Raw genomic sequence first — 14,083 nt, forward strand, 5'->3', positions numbered from 1 at the left:
GGGCTGAAATGACCAGCCACACCCGATTTACTGTAGCGACAGACATTCAGATTTATTTCTGTGATCCACAATCGCCCTGGCAACGTGGCTCAAATGAAAATACGAACAGATTGCTCAGACAATATTTTCCAAAAGGGACTGACTTATCGGTTCACAGCCAGCAAAGACTAAACAGTGTTGCCAGACAGCTCAATGAAAGGCCGAGAAAAACGCTAGACTATGAATCACCCGCAGAGCGGTTTAGCCAGTGTGTTGCATCCATCGGTTGAACTCACAGCCAGAAGCGGACTTAGCAGACATAACTGGCGAACCCACCGTCATGGTAACTACTGGGATTTAAGCGTTTGTTTCCAAAATCCGCAGTCTGAATTGACCCTGAGTTCATCTATCAGAGGAGTTTGTAGAAATAAGGTGGCAGGACATGGGCGTTATATAGAGGAAGTTAAGCAGGACAACAGGACAGCTTGCAACGGTGCATGGAGCCGTGAAGAAAATATGCTTTATCACGTAATACTGGACAAGTCCGCAGCATCTGCATGCGCTAATCTTAGCCTTTACCATGAACTAACTCACTGATTCAAAAATGGAAATGAACCAATCAGAGGGGGCAAGTAAACGTCTGCCGCCATTCTTTGATATGGTCAATCAGAGCACGGAGCTTTGGCGCAATATTGCGGCGCTGGGGAAAATACAGATAGAAGCCTGGAAATTGTGGAAGATACTCATCAAGCACTGACACAAGCTGACCGCCTTTTATATATGGCCTGAATGTTTCTTGAGTAGCCATAGTGATGCCGCCACCAGCCAGAGCCAGTCTTAACATCAGACGCAGGTCATTAGTCGTAATATGCGGTTCAATCGCCAGATCGAAGGCTCTCCCGTTTTCTTCAAATGGCCAGCGATAGGGCTCAACATCCGGGGATGAGCGCCAGCCGATACACTGATGATGAACCAGCTCACGAGGATGACAAGGGCGACTATTGGCTGCAAGATAGGAAGGGGAAGCAACCACCATTTCACGTTGATCACCCGTAAGCGGAACAGCAATCATGTCTTTTTCAATCACTTCTCCGAGCCTGACACCCGCATCGTAGCCTGCAGCCACAATATCAAACTCTTTATCAGTGACAACAATATCAAGCTTCACACTGGTGTTAGCTGCCGCGAAGGAAGCGATTAACGGGCCTGAAAGAAATTCTTCCGCTATCGAGGTCACCGCGATTCTGAGAAGTCCTCTTGGCTTACTGTCAGGAGCAATATTGTCGAATGCAGCTTCGAGACTGGTTAAAGGCAATGAAAGAGATACACGCAACTGTTCTCCCGCTTCCGTCAGATGAACCGAGCGAGTCGTCCGCATGACAAGCATTGTGCCGAAAGCATCCTCGAGCCTTCTTATTCCCTGACTGACCGCCGAACGGGTCACGCCCAGCCGTGCTGCAGCTTTACTAAAATTATGCTCTTCTGCAACCGCAATAAAAACAGGTAAAAGATTGAGATCAATTTTCATTGTTTAGTACTGCTAACCACTGAGTCCAGTGAAAGCAGGATACTGCAACTTATCGTAAAGTTCTATTCTCTCTCCGAAATCAATGACAGGAGAACATCATGGACAAAGTTATATTAATCACTGGTGCATCAAGTGGCATCGGGGAAGGTATTGCCAGAGAACTTGGAACTGCAGGTGCGAAGGTATTACTGGGAGCACGTAGAGTGGAACGTATCGATGCCATTGCAGCAGACATTTGCAGCGCGGGCGGTATTGCTGATGCGCGGGCTTTGGATGTTACCGATCGACAATCCATGTCTGACTTCGTCCAGACAGCACTGGACAACTGGGGCCGTATTGATGTCCTTATTAACAATGCAGGCATTATGCCGCTTTCACCCCTTGCCGCTGGCAATCAGGATGAATGGGAACGAACAATAGACGTTAATATTAAGGGCGTGCTTTGGGGTATTGGCGCTGTGCTACCCGTAATGGAAGCACAGAAATCGGGTCAGATAATTAATATCGGCTCTATTGGTGCCTTTTCTGTCGTACCAACAGCTGCCGTCTATTGTGCATCCAAGTTTGCGGTGCGGGCTATTTCTGAAGGGTTACGACAGGAAAGTCCTAACATACGTGTAACCTGCTTAAATCCCGGCGTTGTAGAAAGTGAACTCGCGTCAACAATTACCCATGAGGAAACCATGGCGCTGATGGATGCCTACCGTTCTGTCGCACTTAAACCCGCTGACATTGCCCATGCTGTAAAGCATGTCATTGAGGCGCCTGAAACCGTTAATACATCTGAAATAACCATAAGACCTACAGCGTCTGCAAACTAGCGTTTCGGCATGGCTTCATGGTCACTTGAAGCAACGACTAAATTCCGCTTTTCGCGCATAGCAGACATTAACCTGACATCAGTCCGCTTTGCGCCATAAGCGGACGTTACCAGCATGGCTTACCCTTCACCGTTATGGCGCAACCACCTGATAAAATCCTGGCGGCGAGAAACGCCAATCTGATTGGCTGTAGTGAAAGCATCAGCCTTGTCCATCTGCAGTAGAATTATTTTACCTGCCAGGCGCTGTATAAAAACCCTGCCCCGGCAATCAACAGCATAACGTCTATCAGGAATGAAAAATGTGTCACCGTGAATCTTCGTACCAAAGCTTTACTGCTGAGGGTTCCGAGCATAATGCCGCCACCGACGAAGAGTCCCATAAGGGCAATGTGTAATGAAAGCGCCCCCTGGAACGAAAAGGTACTGACTTTACTCATGTACAGAAGAAGTGCACTTGCTGCTTCGGTGCCAATAAACGCCCCACCACTCAACCCATATGCCGTAAAAATCGGTACGCTCACCGGGCCTGTTGATAGCACCAGACCGGTCAGGAAACCGACTGTTCCACCACAAAACCCCAACTGCTTTATCGATAATCTCCATCGGTTATTTTTCACATGCCTTCGCATCAGGATCATAACCCAGAAAAAAATGCCTAAAGCACCGTCTATCGTCCATGTGGGCAAAGCGAGCAGGACATGAGCACCCAACGAGGCTGCTGGCACGCCCGGCAGTGCATAAGCCAACGTTGCGCGCCAATCTATCTCTTTCCACCAGGCAACAATACGAGAGAGGTTGCCCAGAATAGCGGCGATGGCCATTATCGGTATGGCTAATTTAGGCCCGAAGGCGCTGACCATGACAGGCAGTAAAAGCAAAGAAGAGCCTGTACCGACTATCCCACTCACCACTCCGGCGAGTATCGCAATTAAGGCTACACACAGATAGATTGCCATGACTTTCCTGATTTTTGACTTCGAAACATGCATCCTACTGTGTGTGTTTAGATCATAATATCGATTAATACTGTCCGTTGATGAGACTAAAAGTCACAGATGAAAAAACGAAACCTACCGCCGTTAAATGCTTTGAGGCTGTTCGAGACGGCAGCACACGCAAGCAGTCTGAGTGCCGCCGCGGAGGAATTAGGGATCACCCACGGTGCCGTCAGCCGCCAAATCAAATTGCTTGAAGAGTGGTTAGGGCAACCCTTATTTGAACGGCAAGGGCAACGCAGTGTTGCGGCCGAACATGCCCGTGCATTTGCAGCCGAAATCAGTGCCGCTTTCGACATTATCAGTGATGCTTCAATTCGCTTCGGAAAAACACAAAATACACGCGTCATAAGAGTAAACGCCCAAACAACTCTGGCGATGCACTGGCTGATACCTCGCTTACCGGAATTCCATCGCCGAAATCCTGACGTGGAAGTCTCGGTGTCCATATCCAACAGCGCGGAGATAAAAGGCCTGTCTGGGTTTGATGTTTTGATTCGACGAGATCCACTGGATAAGTCAGAATGGCGTTATTTTGACAAGCGACCTTTGTTCGAAGAACAACTCACTTTACTTGCTGCCCCGACGCTTTTGTCCAGACAGCCTTTAGCGGAACCTGAAGACCTTTCCAAACATGTGTTCGTCACATCCAATACGCGAGTGGGCGAATGGGAAAGATGGATGAAAGCAGCCAGAATCGACGCGTTGCGCCCACAGCGATTTCAGCGCTTTGAACACAATTATATTAGTCTTCAGGCGGTCATTGATGGTGTTGGCGTCGGTATCGGTGGATTGCCCACACTTAGGCATGTCGTAAAAGAGAAAAGGCTTCTGGCTCCCTTTCCGGTTGGCGTTAAAGGAAGCAAATACGTGGCGCTAATCGCTCCCGATGTTGACAAGTCATCAGCACTAAATCTGTTTCTGGAATGGCTTGAACAGGAAGCATCAAAGTAACGCATCACTCTTTCACCCCGTTTTACATGAGGCAAGCGAATGAGCATTGACTGGCACAGCGCGGAACTGACTCGCATGACGATGGTTGATAAAAACTATAAGAACACGCAAAACGTGCGTCGTTTTATGGTTGCGCAATGCGGGGAGACATTCCGGTTTGATCGGGAGTTTATGGCGTGGATACGCAATGACATTGCCAAAAATCTGGGAGATGTTGTGGATGAGTGGAAGCGCAGGAAAGGCCACTAGCCTGGACTTTACGCCTTTACGAAGCCTGCCGCTGAGGAGGCACAACCTCGCCCGGTGAGTAAAAAAAAGACCCGATCACCGATCAGGTCTCCGTTGATGTGCTTTTACCTAACCGACGACTGACGCGATTATTTAGACAGCAGTTCTTTGCGGACGATTTCAGCACCGGCACTTAAGGCACTCAGCTTGCCCCGGGCAACCTGGCGGGATAAAGGCGTCATGCCGCAGTTGGTCGACGGATAAAGCTTATCGGCATCCACGAACTGAAGGGCTTTACGCAGCGTATCAGCCACTTCTTCTGGCGTTTCGATAGCATTGGTTGCCACGTCGATGGCACCGACCATCACCTTTTTACCGCGAATGAGTTCGATAAGATCCATTGGAACGCGAGAGTTTTGGCATTCCAGCGAAATGATATCGATGTTCGACTTCTGCAGTTTAGGGAACACTTCTTCATATTGACGCCACTCGGTTCCCAGCGTCTTTTTCCAGTCGGTGTTGGCTTTGATGCCGTAGCCGTAGCAAATGTGCACAGCGGTTTCGCACTTAAGACCTTCAACCGCTCTTTCCAGCGCGGCAATGCCCCAGTCATTCACCTCATCGAAAAACACGTTAAATGCCGGCTCATCGAACTGGATAATATCGACACCCGCCGCCTCAAGTTCTTTGGCTTCCTGGTTGAGAATTTTGGCAAATTCCCAGGCCAGTTTTTCGCGGCTTTTGTAATGGCTGTCATACAGGGTGTCGATCATGGTCATCGGACCCGGCAGCGCCCATTTGATCTGTTTATTGGTTAGCTGACGTAAAAATTTGGCGTCTTCAACAAATACCGGCTTCTGGCGCGCCACCTCACCGACAACGGTTGGAACGCTGGCATCATAGCGATTACGGATTTTAACGATCTCGCGTTTTTCAAAATCCACACCGCTGAGGTGTTCAATAAACGTGGTCACGAAGTGTTGGCGCGTTTGCTCGCCATCACTGACGATATCGATACCTGCGCGATCCTGATCGTCAAGAATCAAACGCAGCGCGTCTTTTTTGCCATCGATGAGTTCTTCATTTTCCAGTTTCCAGGGCGACCACAGCGTCTCAGGTTGCGCAAGCCATGACGGTTTAGGCAGGCTTCCCGCCGTCGAAGTCGGTAACAAAATTTTCATAACAGATAACCTTATACTGAGTTAATCAAAGAACGTAATTAGCAGACCATTGCTCAAGAACATGTTTGTAGGGTTTGATGAAGTTCTTCTCAGTAAACTTCCCTTGTTCAATAGCCAGATGGCTACGTTCTTCTCGGTCGTAAACAATTTGCGTTAATGAAAAATCCCGATGGCTCAGGCTCGGTTGATATTCGATACCTGCCGGAGAATTTGCATTATAAATCTCAGGACGATAAATCTTCTGGAACGTTTCCATCGTGCTGATGGTACTGATGAGTTCAAGATTGCTGTAATCACGCAGCAAATCACCCGTAAAATAAAACGCTAAAGGTGCAACGCTGTTTTCAGGCATAAAGTAACGTGCATGCAGGCCCATCTTGCTGAAATATTTATCGGTCAGTGAATATTCATCCTGCTGGTATTCAATGCCCAGTACCGGATGACGGTTGCCGGTGCGCACATAGGTGTTTTTGCTTGAAACGCTCAGGCAAATCACCGGTGTTTTGCTAAAATTCGCTTTGTACGCTTCTGATTTTATGAAGGATTTAAAGATATTGCCATGCAGCTCACCAAAGTTATCCGGGATGTTAAACACGGGATTATTTTTGTTATGCTCTGACAGCAATACGCTGAAGTCGTAATCGCGCACATAAGAGGAGAAGTTATTTCCGACAATACCTTCAATGCGCTCATCGGTTTTTTTATCGACAATATTGGTTTTTAATATTTCGATTACCGGGAAGGCATCACGATTATTTTCGACATTGATATTCATTTCAACAGAAATGATCTCAAGCTCGACAGAATAACGGTCCCCTTTTGGGTTGTCCCAATGCGCCAGGGAATTGAAACGATTATCAATCATCACCAGGGCGTTGTGCAGGTTATCCTGACGGTTCTTACCACGGGCCAGGTTAGCAAAGTTGGTGGTGATGCGCGTATTTTCTGATGGGTTGTAATTCTCATCAAAAACACTGCTCTTAATCGTAAATGTGAAGTTGTTATTCATCGTGTTTTAGATCCTGAATTCTGATGTGAAAACTGCATTGTTCGCCAGAACGGCCTGCTTTTGTCTTGTGGCTTGCGTGTTCGGCAGTCTTCAACGCGTCGGTAATCAATAAGCATATTTTATGCCAGAGTCATGGCATGAGTGAAAGCGACTTAATTTCACATCAACATGAGCCTTCTTCATGTCGTCCTGCCGTTGCTGTACGCGCCGCTTTACCAGCAGAGCGACCGGGGCAAAGCGGGCAACAATGCCCTGCATGAAAAAGAGGCAATAAAGGCTCGCCGCCTGCCCCGCTCACAGCGTGAGACAGGTTTCCGCGCCTTGCGCTTTTCGCTGATAACGACGGGCCGAAATCTGCCAAAAGAGGATATACCCAGCGTTATTTCTTTTTGGTAAGCATCGACTTTAAATCAGCAAAAGGATTGTAGGTGGCTGCACCCACATCGTCCTGCGCATCCTCGCCCGCCACAACGGAGGTGCCGTACTGATCGGCTTCCGTATATTTCGAGTGTTCGTGGTCGTGGCAGTACAGGCACAGTAACTCCCAGTTACTGCCGTCTTCCGGATTATTGGTGTGGTCGTGATCGATGTGGTGAACCGTTAATTCACGCAGGTTCGAATACACAAACTCCCGCGAGCAACGCCCACAGACCCACGGATAGATTTTTAACGCTTTCTCACGGTAGCCACTTTCCAGACGCGTATAGTTTTTGGGGATCAAAGCCATGACCGACGTTACCTGTATGATGAGATATTTTCACTTGTGATAAAGCAGGCTGACCTGCCTGCCGGACTACTTTAACGGGATCTGGGGCCGTCTGGCGATGTAAGTCTGCCAGAACGGGTAAAATATCTTTCTGAAGAAAGAAACGGCCTTCTGTATGGCCCGCCATATCCGCTTTGCCGCTTCACCGGCAAAAAGCACCCACGTTAATCTTTTTCATCTTCCGCAGGCGGCATAACCTCGGTCGAATCAGCCGTTCGCACGGCCTGGGGTGTTTTTCCTGTCCAGGCGTGAAACGCTCTGGCAAAGGAGTTGGCGTCTTCAAAACCGAGCAGGAACGAAATTTCCGCACCCGACATAGCAGTACTGCGCAGATAATGTATCGCGAGAGATTGCCTTACCTTGTCGAGGATCTGCTGAAACGAGGTGCCTTCATTCTGCAGTTTGCGCTGCAGCGTCCGGGAGCTGACTGCCAGCTTGCGACAGACCGTCTGCATTGAGGTTTCGCCAGCAGGCAGACTCTCCAGCAAGATGCAATGTACCCTTTAAGCCATACTCGCCGTTTTATCAAGGTCCGCCAGCCGCTGGCGCAGCGACGGCTCAAAAAATTGCCCGCCGCACGTCCACAATATGTCGTGATTACGCAGACCTTTTCGTGCAGCAAGCATTCAGCGGCAGGATGCGATCCTTTCCCCTTCAGTGTGCCTACAGACGGGCTTTTTCTGACGTTCCCTTTTGAAGGCCAGGTCATGCAACTGATGGAAATGCAGGCCAGGATATATCAGTCAATTCTACCTGCAAGGGCTGAGGTGCGACGAGATGAATATGACCTGCTCACCCTGGCAGAATATCAAGACCCTGCGCTGGACGAGCCTGCCTTCTCTGGCTTTTACCATATCCCTGTCAGTCTGGGTGAAACGTCGAGCCGATGATTACCCCCGAAAGCCTGACAAGACTGTCATCTGTAAAAGCGCGTGTGCGGGTTATGCAGTAGCGGTTATCGCTGTCAGGGTGAGCTGGACTTTGGGGTTTTGTTTAACTCGGCCTCAACAGAGTGAAACCCTCCCAACAGAAAAAGGGGGCTGTTTATGGTAAATGTCTTTATCGGGCAACTTCACCTGAAATCTGACGGAGCAAAAAATGAGAACCCAAAAACGGTGCCTGGGTTATGTCGCCATTGTGGTTGATGACTACGATCGCGCCATTGACTATTACACTGACAAGCTGGGCTTTACGCTTGTGGAAGACACACCGCAGCCGGGTAAACGCTGGGTAGTCGTCACGCCCAATACGGAAAGCGATTGCAATCTTCTTCTGGCCCGAGCTTCCAATAAGCGCCAGGAGAGCGCTATTGGTAATCAGTGCGGTGGCCGCGTTTTTCTGTTCCTGCAGAGCAGCGATTTTTGGCACGACTACAATGCCATGAAAGCCAAAGGTGTGACGTTCTGTGAGGAACCACGCGAAGAAGAGTACGGCACCGTGGTGGTATTTGAAGATATTTATGGCAACCGTTGGGATCTTTACCAGAACAAATAAAATCCAAACTGTTTGCCTGTTAAACATAAAACACAGGGTCAGAAATTAATAATAATGACTCACTTATCCGAACTAAGCGCGGTTGGTGAGTCAACGAAATGGCTGGACATTAATAACAGTAGCCTTAAAGATTGCTGGTTTCAGATCCCAGACATTCAGCAGATAAAATCATATGGATGAAAAGCTCAAATTCATGATGTTGGCGCTTGAATATTCCCGCCGGGCATTGCCAGAATGCAGACCTAATCCCCCTGTCGGCTGCGTTATTGTTCATAACGGCGTTGTCGTTGCTAAGGGTTTTACACATCCACCAGGCCACCACCATGCCGAAATCGATGCGCTCACAAAGCTTACATTCCCCATTAGCGAATGCGAAGTATATGTCACTCTTGAACCCTGCTCTTTTCAGGGCAGAACGCCCTCTTGTGCTTTAATGCTTGCAGAGCTAAAGCCGGGGCACATTTATATTGCCATGGAAGATCCGCACCCTAAAAACAGAGGCGCGGGACTCAATATTTTAAAAAATGCGGGTATCAGCCTTACATCAGGTATCGGAAAACAGGCGGTCGAGACGTTTCTTTTCCCCTATCTGGATAAGTCTTCATGATAAACACCACTTTGTGGTGGCGCACTGTCTGGTTGACCTGGACAGTACTGCCTTCTCAGTAGCAATCGACCTTTTCAATAACCACGCCCATCACGCTTGATCCAGCGCTTCCCCCCTTTTCCGTGCCTGGCCACACATATGTAAACAAGCTCATGCCCATGTGCTACTGACTTTTCCGCCCCAACAGCGCTAACTGGCAGAAAAATCGCTATATGAATGATATGATTACCCCATTCGATTCAGTCAAAAAATACAGGTCGTCACCCTGAGGGCAAGATATGAACAATGAAGTCTCACTGAAATATTATGACATTGCCGATGAGTATTCGTCGGAAACGGAAACGCCGGTAAGCGAATCGGAACGTGACGCGCTGGCGCACTATTTCCAGTTGCTGATTGGCCGTTTAATGAATAATGAAGAAATCAGCGAAGACGCGCAGAAAGAGATGGCCGTTGAAGCGGGCATTAATGAACAGCGCATTGATGAGATAGCGACCTTCCTGAATCAGTGGGGCAACGAGGACTAATTTCGATACATGATGCGCGCTAAGCCGTGCATCATTTTTGCCTATCCGTGGCCTGTCCAGTCTGCTTCCTTACACCAGCTCATCCCCAATATCGTCACTCGTGGAATCCCCCATCGCTAACCGGGTTGATGCGCAGGTATTTTGATCATAGCGATAATGCGCCCTCTGCATGTACACCACGTTATTCGCCTTCTTTCTGCCAAACAGGACTGCGCCATGCCCGGCAAGTGCCGACACGCGCTAATGCGGTTTCCTGGCGTGCGGGAAAGCACCTGTGCCAGGGCACAGGTGCAGGCGATAAACGTTATTATGCGTGTTTGCCAAAGGATGCGGACTCATCGTCCTCATCAGTAATGTTAGGTTTCGACAGGCTGGCTTTAACGCCCCAAAAGTAGCAGACCAGAGACGCGACAATGATGAGGATCATATCTAAGGGTGCACCAATCGCCCCGCTTCCGCCGTAGGTACCGAGCATAGAAATCACCATTACCGCGATGTAATAAGCCAGCAGCCACCATGCGCACCGTAAATCCTGACTGAACTGGCTGTTCTTTTTACCAAAAATCGCATAAGCGACCCAGGCAACAATCAGAATCGGAATGAGGATCTCATTCACGGACCAGCCGCTCCAGTAAATCAAAAGCGTACTGGCTACAAACGCCAGCGGACTGAGAAACGCCGCGACAGGCAGACGGAACGGACGCTGCATATCGGGCAGGTGATTACGGAACGCGCCAAGGGTTATCGGGCCGGGCATGTAGGTAAAGACCGTTGCCGAGGTTACTGCGCCAATTAATCCGCCCCAGACCTGAAACTCAGAGGGCAGCGTCCAGGCAATGGCCAGCACCAGCGATAGCCACAACGCGCCACGAGGTACGCCAGATTTTGCATCCACTTCACCAAACACTTTGAACAGATGACCGTTACGCGCCCAGGCAAACAGCACGCGTGCGGCTCCTGCCAGATAGATGTTGCCGGTCCCGGCAGGCGAAATCACCGCATCGATGAGAATCAGGTTAATCAGCCAGGTCAGCCCCAGGCTGCGCGCCAGGTCGGCATAGGGAGACTGGAATACCTCCTTCAGCCCTGCCCAGCCATGTTGTGACAGTAAATCGGCCGGTACTGCCCCCATAAAGGCATATTGCAGGGCCAGGTAAATCACGAAGCTGACAGCAATGGCAATACCAATTGCCAGAGGCACGTTGCGCTGTGGATCTTTGGCTTCACTGGCAAAATCCACAGCCTGACGAAAGCCGAGGTAGGCAAAGACAATCCCTGCCCCCGTCAGCGAGCTGAAAACACCATGTGCACCGCCAGGTGGTGACGGTGGCACATCAAGGTTCGGCGCATGGAAGTAAAGCAGGAGCGTGATGATAGTCAGCAACGGCACGATAAATTTGAAGGTGGTGACAATGGTATTCACGCGACCAAAGAAGCTGACGCTCCAGTAGTTAAGCAGGAAAAACACCACCAGCAGCCCAATCTGTACAACAAACCCTAACCCCGTAGGGCTGCCGTCCGTGTGCCCCAGCGCGGGCCACCAATAGATTGCATACTGACGCACGGCCTCCACTTCGACGCCGGCAGTGCTGGTATAAGCCAGCAGAGAACTGACACCAATCACGAAGCCGACGATGTTGCCGTGGGAATAATTGGGATAGCGAACAAAACCGCCTGCGCGTGGCAGTGCCGAGGACAGCTCGGCGTAAACCAGGCCAATCATCAGCACGATCACGGCGCCCAGCACCCATGCCCAGCCGGTATGGCTGCCCGCATAACCAGAGCTGTTAAGCGCGGCATATAACCAGCCCGAACCGATCATTGAGCCGATGCCAAGTAATGACAGATCGACCAACCCTAATTTCTTTTTGAGACCTGTAGATGCCATGATATGCCCTTATCTGATTATTAGATGTTGTACGTGGGAATAAAGCATATTGTGTGCCAGCACTATTTTACTGTCGTAACTGTTTATGTAAGAAACATTCTGGATCACAGAACCTGACAGATAAGGGTTTCAGGAAGGCGTTTAAACAGAAATAAAAATATCCGTCGACATTTATAGCGATATTAAGCATGAGATCAGGGTGCAATGCGCACTGCAATGATCCAGAAAATACAACGCGACGCTATTTGAAACATTTCGTCACCAGTGCAAAAGTTGTGACATATATTTGGGCCAAGCCGCTGTCAAAACCGTAGCAAAAAAACGCGGTAATACTGTCATCCTCTGAACAGATACCGGCATTTCGTGGGTCTGCCTCGTCAAAGATCCGATAGATGACATTATGCAAAAAAACGCGCGTGGCTTTCACCCTCCACTATCGCTGCTCACAGGCTGCACGCTCAGGCGCTACAGGTGATGGCGGACACGTTCAGGGTTAAATGAGAACAGCGGCCAGGGCGGATATGGCCGCCGCTGTCCATATTACACCTGATACTATTTTCAGGCTTATTAACGCGTTAATTTCTGAAAATCATTAAAGCCACGGAGAGGGTTATGGATATCAATCCGTCATTTTCAGGAAAAGAATCATGAGAATATCGATTTCTTTGGCACCCATGCTGTCGATTGAGGTGCCTGTTTCTGAGGGTTATGAAAGCCATCAAACCTTTTATCATCGTGCGCCTTAAAAGGTGCAGATATAAACTTTCCTTTGAGCATTGTGTTTAACTGCTCAATTACCTCACAGATGCAGTCAGGGTGTTTACGACTTTCAATCATACCAATGCGAATATGTTGATTAGCCGATTATTCGCCCCATTTCGCCCTTTTCAAATAACGCGTCATGTTCAGCAAGCAGTCGCATTACAGGCGATACAGAAACGCGAGAGCCGTTTCATCCAGATAGCCTGTCGGCGATGATGTCAGCGTTAATAACCTGTTTTCCCTGACCCCGTGATGACCAGCTTAAAAACGTAGCAAGGGCAGAACGGTAACAGCCCGCCCCTGAACACCCTGGCGTGATCAAATACGCCGTAAGAACGCTAATAAAACCTGTACTGCGCTGCGATTAGCCCGCCGTCAGTTATCAGGCGAAGGCATTACGGGGGATTTTCCCGTGTATAGAGTCTCGTTAACAAATGTGTTTAGATACCAGAACTTTAAAGCCTGTGAAACGTGACTATGAATCCAAGGGAAACCATTCTCAGCGAGTTCAATGCGTTGTCTGCTGAACTGCAGCGTGCTGCGGAATACTCACTGCAGAATACCAATCAACTGGTTGTGCAATCGATGCGCACCTTTGCCCTGCAGGCTGGGGTCAAACCTGCCACCCTGCTACGTCTGGCAAAGCGACTGGGTTACAGCGGCTGGGGTGAACTTAAAGATGCTTTCATCGATGATATTGGGCTACGCAATGATACATATGTATCCAAAGCGGAAAAGCTCGTCGCGTCGGGTCCGCAGTCTCAGCTCTACAGCGAGATGTTTCAGGCTCACCAGGCCAATCTGGAATTCACCTATAACCAAAACCGTCCGATGATGGAACAGTCCGTGTCCTTACTGGATGCGGCTGAGAATGTCTACGTCTGCGGTTTCCGCGCCAGTTTCCCCATTGCCTGGTCGCTGTTCTACGTCTACCGGCTGTTTCATCGCAAGGTGTCATTGATTGATGGTCTGGCGAGTAATATCGAAGTCTTTACCCGGGAATTCACCTCTCGGGATTGTGTGTTGCTCATCAGCTTTGCTCCCTACTCGCGTGAATCGCTGGCGGTATTGCGTGCCGCACAACAGGCGGGCGCGAAGATCGTGGCGATTACCGATTCTCTGGTTTCGCCCCTGGCCCAGGCCGCCGACTGTAAAATGTTGTTTTCCATCGACAGCCCGTCCTTTTTCCCTTCCGTTGTTTCTGGCATGGGGCTGGCAGAGTGCTTACTTGCCATGCTGGTCGCGCGCCACGGCCGTGATGCGGTGAATAAAATTGAAAATGCTGAACGCTATTTAATTGAATCGGGTGCCTATGTGGTACAGGGTAAAACCTGACAGAAAG

General features: G+C 49.4%; 17 protein-coding genes. 9 read left to right on the forward strand and 8 right to left on the reverse strand.

Annotated features, from left to right (window positions below):
• Positions 1-269: IS30 family transposase (locus NR177_RS20470; RefSeq protein ID WP_256853503.1), on the forward strand; the 269-nt coding region annotated here is incomplete at its 5' end.
• Between the two features lie 329 nt (positions 270-598).
• Here NR177_RS20470 and NR177_RS20475 read toward each other — a convergent pair.
• Positions 599-1,507 carry a LysR family transcriptional regulator gene (locus tag NR177_RS20475; RefSeq protein ID WP_256853504.1) on the reverse strand — a complete coding sequence of 303 codons (909 nt, stop codon included), beginning with the start codon at positions 1,505-1,507 and terminating at the stop codon, positions 599-601.
• 98 nt (positions 1,508-1,605) lie between these two features.
• On the opposite strand from NR177_RS20475, the gene NR177_RS20480 reads away from it, so the two are divergent.
• Positions 1,606-2,328 (forward strand): SDR family oxidoreductase, encoded by a 723-nt coding sequence (locus NR177_RS20480; protein ID WP_256853505.1) that lies wholly within the window; start codon positions 1,606-1,608, stop codon positions 2,326-2,328.
• A 226-nt stretch (positions 2,329-2,554) separates the two neighbouring features.
• Here the strand turns inward: NR177_RS20480 and NR177_RS20485 are convergent, their stop codons facing one another.
• Positions 2,555-3,286 (reverse strand): sulfite exporter TauE/SafE family protein, encoded by a 732-nt coding sequence (locus tag NR177_RS20485; protein ID WP_256853506.1) that lies wholly within the window; start codon positions 3,284-3,286, stop codon positions 2,555-2,557.
• Between the two features lie 99 nt (positions 3,287-3,385).
• On the opposite strand from NR177_RS20485, the gene NR177_RS20490 reads away from it, so the two are divergent.
• Entirely contained in the window at positions 3,386-4,279 is an 894-nt protein-coding gene (locus tag NR177_RS20490) for a LysR substrate-binding domain-containing protein (RefSeq protein WP_172897639.1), read from the forward strand.
• A 39-nt stretch (positions 4,280-4,318) separates the two neighbouring features.
• On the forward strand, positions 4,319-4,528 hold the full coding sequence (locus tag NR177_RS20495; RefSeq protein ID WP_241536681.1) for a DUF6434 domain-containing protein: 210 nt from the start codon (positions 4,319-4,321) through the stop codon (positions 4,526-4,528).
• 128 nt (positions 4,529-4,656) lie between these two features.
• Here the strand turns inward: NR177_RS20495 and NR177_RS20500 are convergent, their stop codons facing one another.
• The 4 genes from NR177_RS20500 to NR177_RS20515 form a co-directional block, all read right to left on the reverse strand.
• Positions 4,657-5,688 (reverse strand): methionine synthase, encoded by a 1,032-nt coding sequence (locus tag NR177_RS20500; RefSeq protein ID WP_096012433.1) that lies wholly within the window; start codon positions 5,686-5,688, stop codon positions 4,657-4,659.
• A 25-nt stretch (positions 5,689-5,713) separates the two neighbouring features.
• Positions 5,714-6,697, reverse strand: a complete 984-nt coding sequence (locus NR177_RS20505; protein ID WP_063879237.1) for a DUF1852 domain-containing protein — start codon at positions 6,695-6,697, stop codon at positions 5,714-5,716.
• A 379-nt stretch (positions 6,698-7,076) separates the two neighbouring features.
• Positions 7,077-7,424 (reverse strand): HNH nuclease YajD, encoded by a 348-nt coding sequence (yajD, locus tag NR177_RS20510; RefSeq protein ID WP_063879236.1) that lies wholly within the window; start codon positions 7,422-7,424, stop codon positions 7,077-7,079.
• A gap of 203 nt (positions 7,425-7,627) precedes the next feature.
• Complete coding sequence (locus NR177_RS20515) at positions 7,628-7,918, reverse strand: AraC family transcriptional regulator (RefSeq protein ID WP_256853507.1); 291 nt, start codon at positions 7,916-7,918, stop codon at positions 7,628-7,630.
• A gap of 39 nt (positions 7,919-7,957) precedes the next feature.
• On the opposite strand from NR177_RS20515, the gene NR177_RS20520 reads away from it, so the two are divergent.
• From NR177_RS20520 to NR177_RS20535, 4 genes are all read left to right on the forward strand, one after another.
• Entirely contained in the window at positions 7,958-8,353 is a 396-nt protein-coding gene (locus tag NR177_RS20520) for a hypothetical protein (protein WP_256853508.1), read from the forward strand.
• A 208-nt stretch (positions 8,354-8,561) separates the two neighbouring features.
• Entirely contained in the window at positions 8,562-8,957 is a 396-nt protein-coding gene (locus NR177_RS20525) for a VOC family protein (protein WP_256853509.1), read from the forward strand.
• A gap of 172 nt (positions 8,958-9,129) precedes the next feature.
• Positions 9,130-9,564, forward strand: coding sequence for a bifunctional diaminohydroxyphosphoribosylaminopyrimidine deaminase/5-amino-6-(5-phosphoribosylamino)uracil reductase RibD (locus tag NR177_RS20530; RefSeq protein WP_256853510.1), 435 nt, complete (start codon positions 9,130-9,132; stop codon positions 9,562-9,564).
• 278 nt (positions 9,565-9,842) lie between these two features.
• Positions 9,843-10,091 (forward strand): DUF2543 family protein, encoded by a 249-nt coding sequence (locus tag NR177_RS20535; protein ID WP_063879232.1) that lies wholly within the window; start codon positions 9,843-9,845, stop codon positions 10,089-10,091.
• A gap of 69 nt (positions 10,092-10,160) precedes the next feature.
• Here NR177_RS20535 and NR177_RS20540 read toward each other — a convergent pair whose 3' ends face one another.
• Positions 10,161-10,328 carry a hypothetical protein gene (locus NR177_RS20540; RefSeq protein ID WP_218996094.1) on the reverse strand — a complete coding sequence of 56 codons (168 nt, stop codon included), beginning with the start codon at positions 10,326-10,328 and terminating at the stop codon, positions 10,161-10,163.
• 70 nt (positions 10,329-10,398) lie between these two features.
• Positions 10,399-11,979, reverse strand: coding sequence for an APC family permease (locus NR177_RS20545; RefSeq protein WP_096012428.1), 1,581 nt, complete (start codon positions 11,977-11,979; stop codon positions 10,399-10,401).
• A gap of 1,239 nt (positions 11,980-13,218) precedes the next feature.
• Here NR177_RS20545 and NR177_RS20550 point away from each other — a divergent pair.
• Positions 13,219-14,076 carry a MurR/RpiR family transcriptional regulator gene (locus NR177_RS20550; protein WP_218996096.1) on the forward strand — a complete coding sequence of 286 codons (858 nt, stop codon included), beginning with the start codon at positions 13,219-13,221 and terminating at the stop codon, positions 14,074-14,076.
• Positions 14,077-14,083: the final 7 nt, after the last annotated feature.

The organism is Pantoea sp. Fr+CA_20 (assembly GCF_024520835.1).
In the GTDB taxonomy this organism is placed as follows: domain Bacteria; phylum Pseudomonadota; class Gammaproteobacteria; order Enterobacterales; family Enterobacteriaceae; genus Pantoea; species Pantoea allii.

Excerpts from the sequence above, each read along its gene's own strand:
- NR177_RS20490 (WP_172897639.1), top strand. The coding sequence starts at position 3,386 with ATGAAAAAACGAAACCTACCGCCGTTAAATGCTTTGAGGCTGTTCGAG.
- NR177_RS20485 (WP_256853506.1), bottom strand. The coding sequence starts at position 3,286 with ATGGCAATCTATCTGTGTGTAGCCTTAATTGCGATACTCGCCGGAGTG.
- NR177_RS20525 (WP_256853509.1), top strand. The coding sequence starts at position 8,562 with ATGAGAACCCAAAAACGGTGCCTGGGTTATGTCGCCATTGTGGTTGAT.
- NR177_RS20530 (WP_256853510.1), top strand. The coding sequence starts at position 9,130 with ATGGATGAAAAGCTCAAATTCATGATGTTGGCGCTTGAATATTCCCGC.
- NR177_RS20500 (WP_096012433.1), bottom strand. The coding sequence starts at position 5,688 with ATGAAAATTTTGTTACCGACTTCGACGGCGGGAAGCCTGCCTAAACCG.
- NR177_RS20520 (WP_256853508.1), top strand. The coding sequence starts at position 7,958 with ATGTACCCTTTAAGCCATACTCGCCGTTTTATCAAGGTCCGCCAGCCG.
- NR177_RS20535 (WP_063879232.1), top strand. The coding sequence starts at position 9,843 with ATGAACAATGAAGTCTCACTGAAATATTATGACATTGCCGATGAGTAT.
- yajD (WP_063879236.1), bottom strand. The coding sequence starts at position 7,424 with ATGGCTTTGATCCCCAAAAACTATACGCGTCTGGAAAGTGGCTACCGT.
- NR177_RS20550 (WP_218996096.1), top strand. The coding sequence starts at position 13,219 with ATGAATCCAAGGGAAACCATTCTCAGCGAGTTCAATGCGTTGTCTGCT.
- NR177_RS20545 (WP_096012428.1), bottom strand. The coding sequence starts at position 11,979 with ATGGCATCTACAGGTCTCAAAAAGAAATTAGGGTTGGTCGATCTGTCA.
- NR177_RS20480 (WP_256853505.1), top strand. The coding sequence starts at position 1,606 with ATGGACAAAGTTATATTAATCACTGGTGCATCAAGTGGCATCGGGGAA.
- NR177_RS20475 (WP_256853504.1), bottom strand. The coding sequence starts at position 1,507 with ATGAAAATTGATCTCAATCTTTTACCTGTTTTTATTGCGGTTGCAGAA.
- NR177_RS20495 (WP_241536681.1), top strand. The coding sequence starts at position 4,319 with ATGAGCATTGACTGGCACAGCGCGGAACTGACTCGCATGACGATGGTT.
- NR177_RS20505 (WP_063879237.1), bottom strand. The coding sequence starts at position 6,697 with ATGAATAACAACTTCACATTTACGATTAAGAGCAGTGTTTTTGATGAG.
- NR177_RS20515 (WP_256853507.1), bottom strand. The coding sequence starts at position 7,918 with ATGCAGACGGTCTGTCGCAAGCTGGCAGTCAGCTCCCGGACGCTGCAG.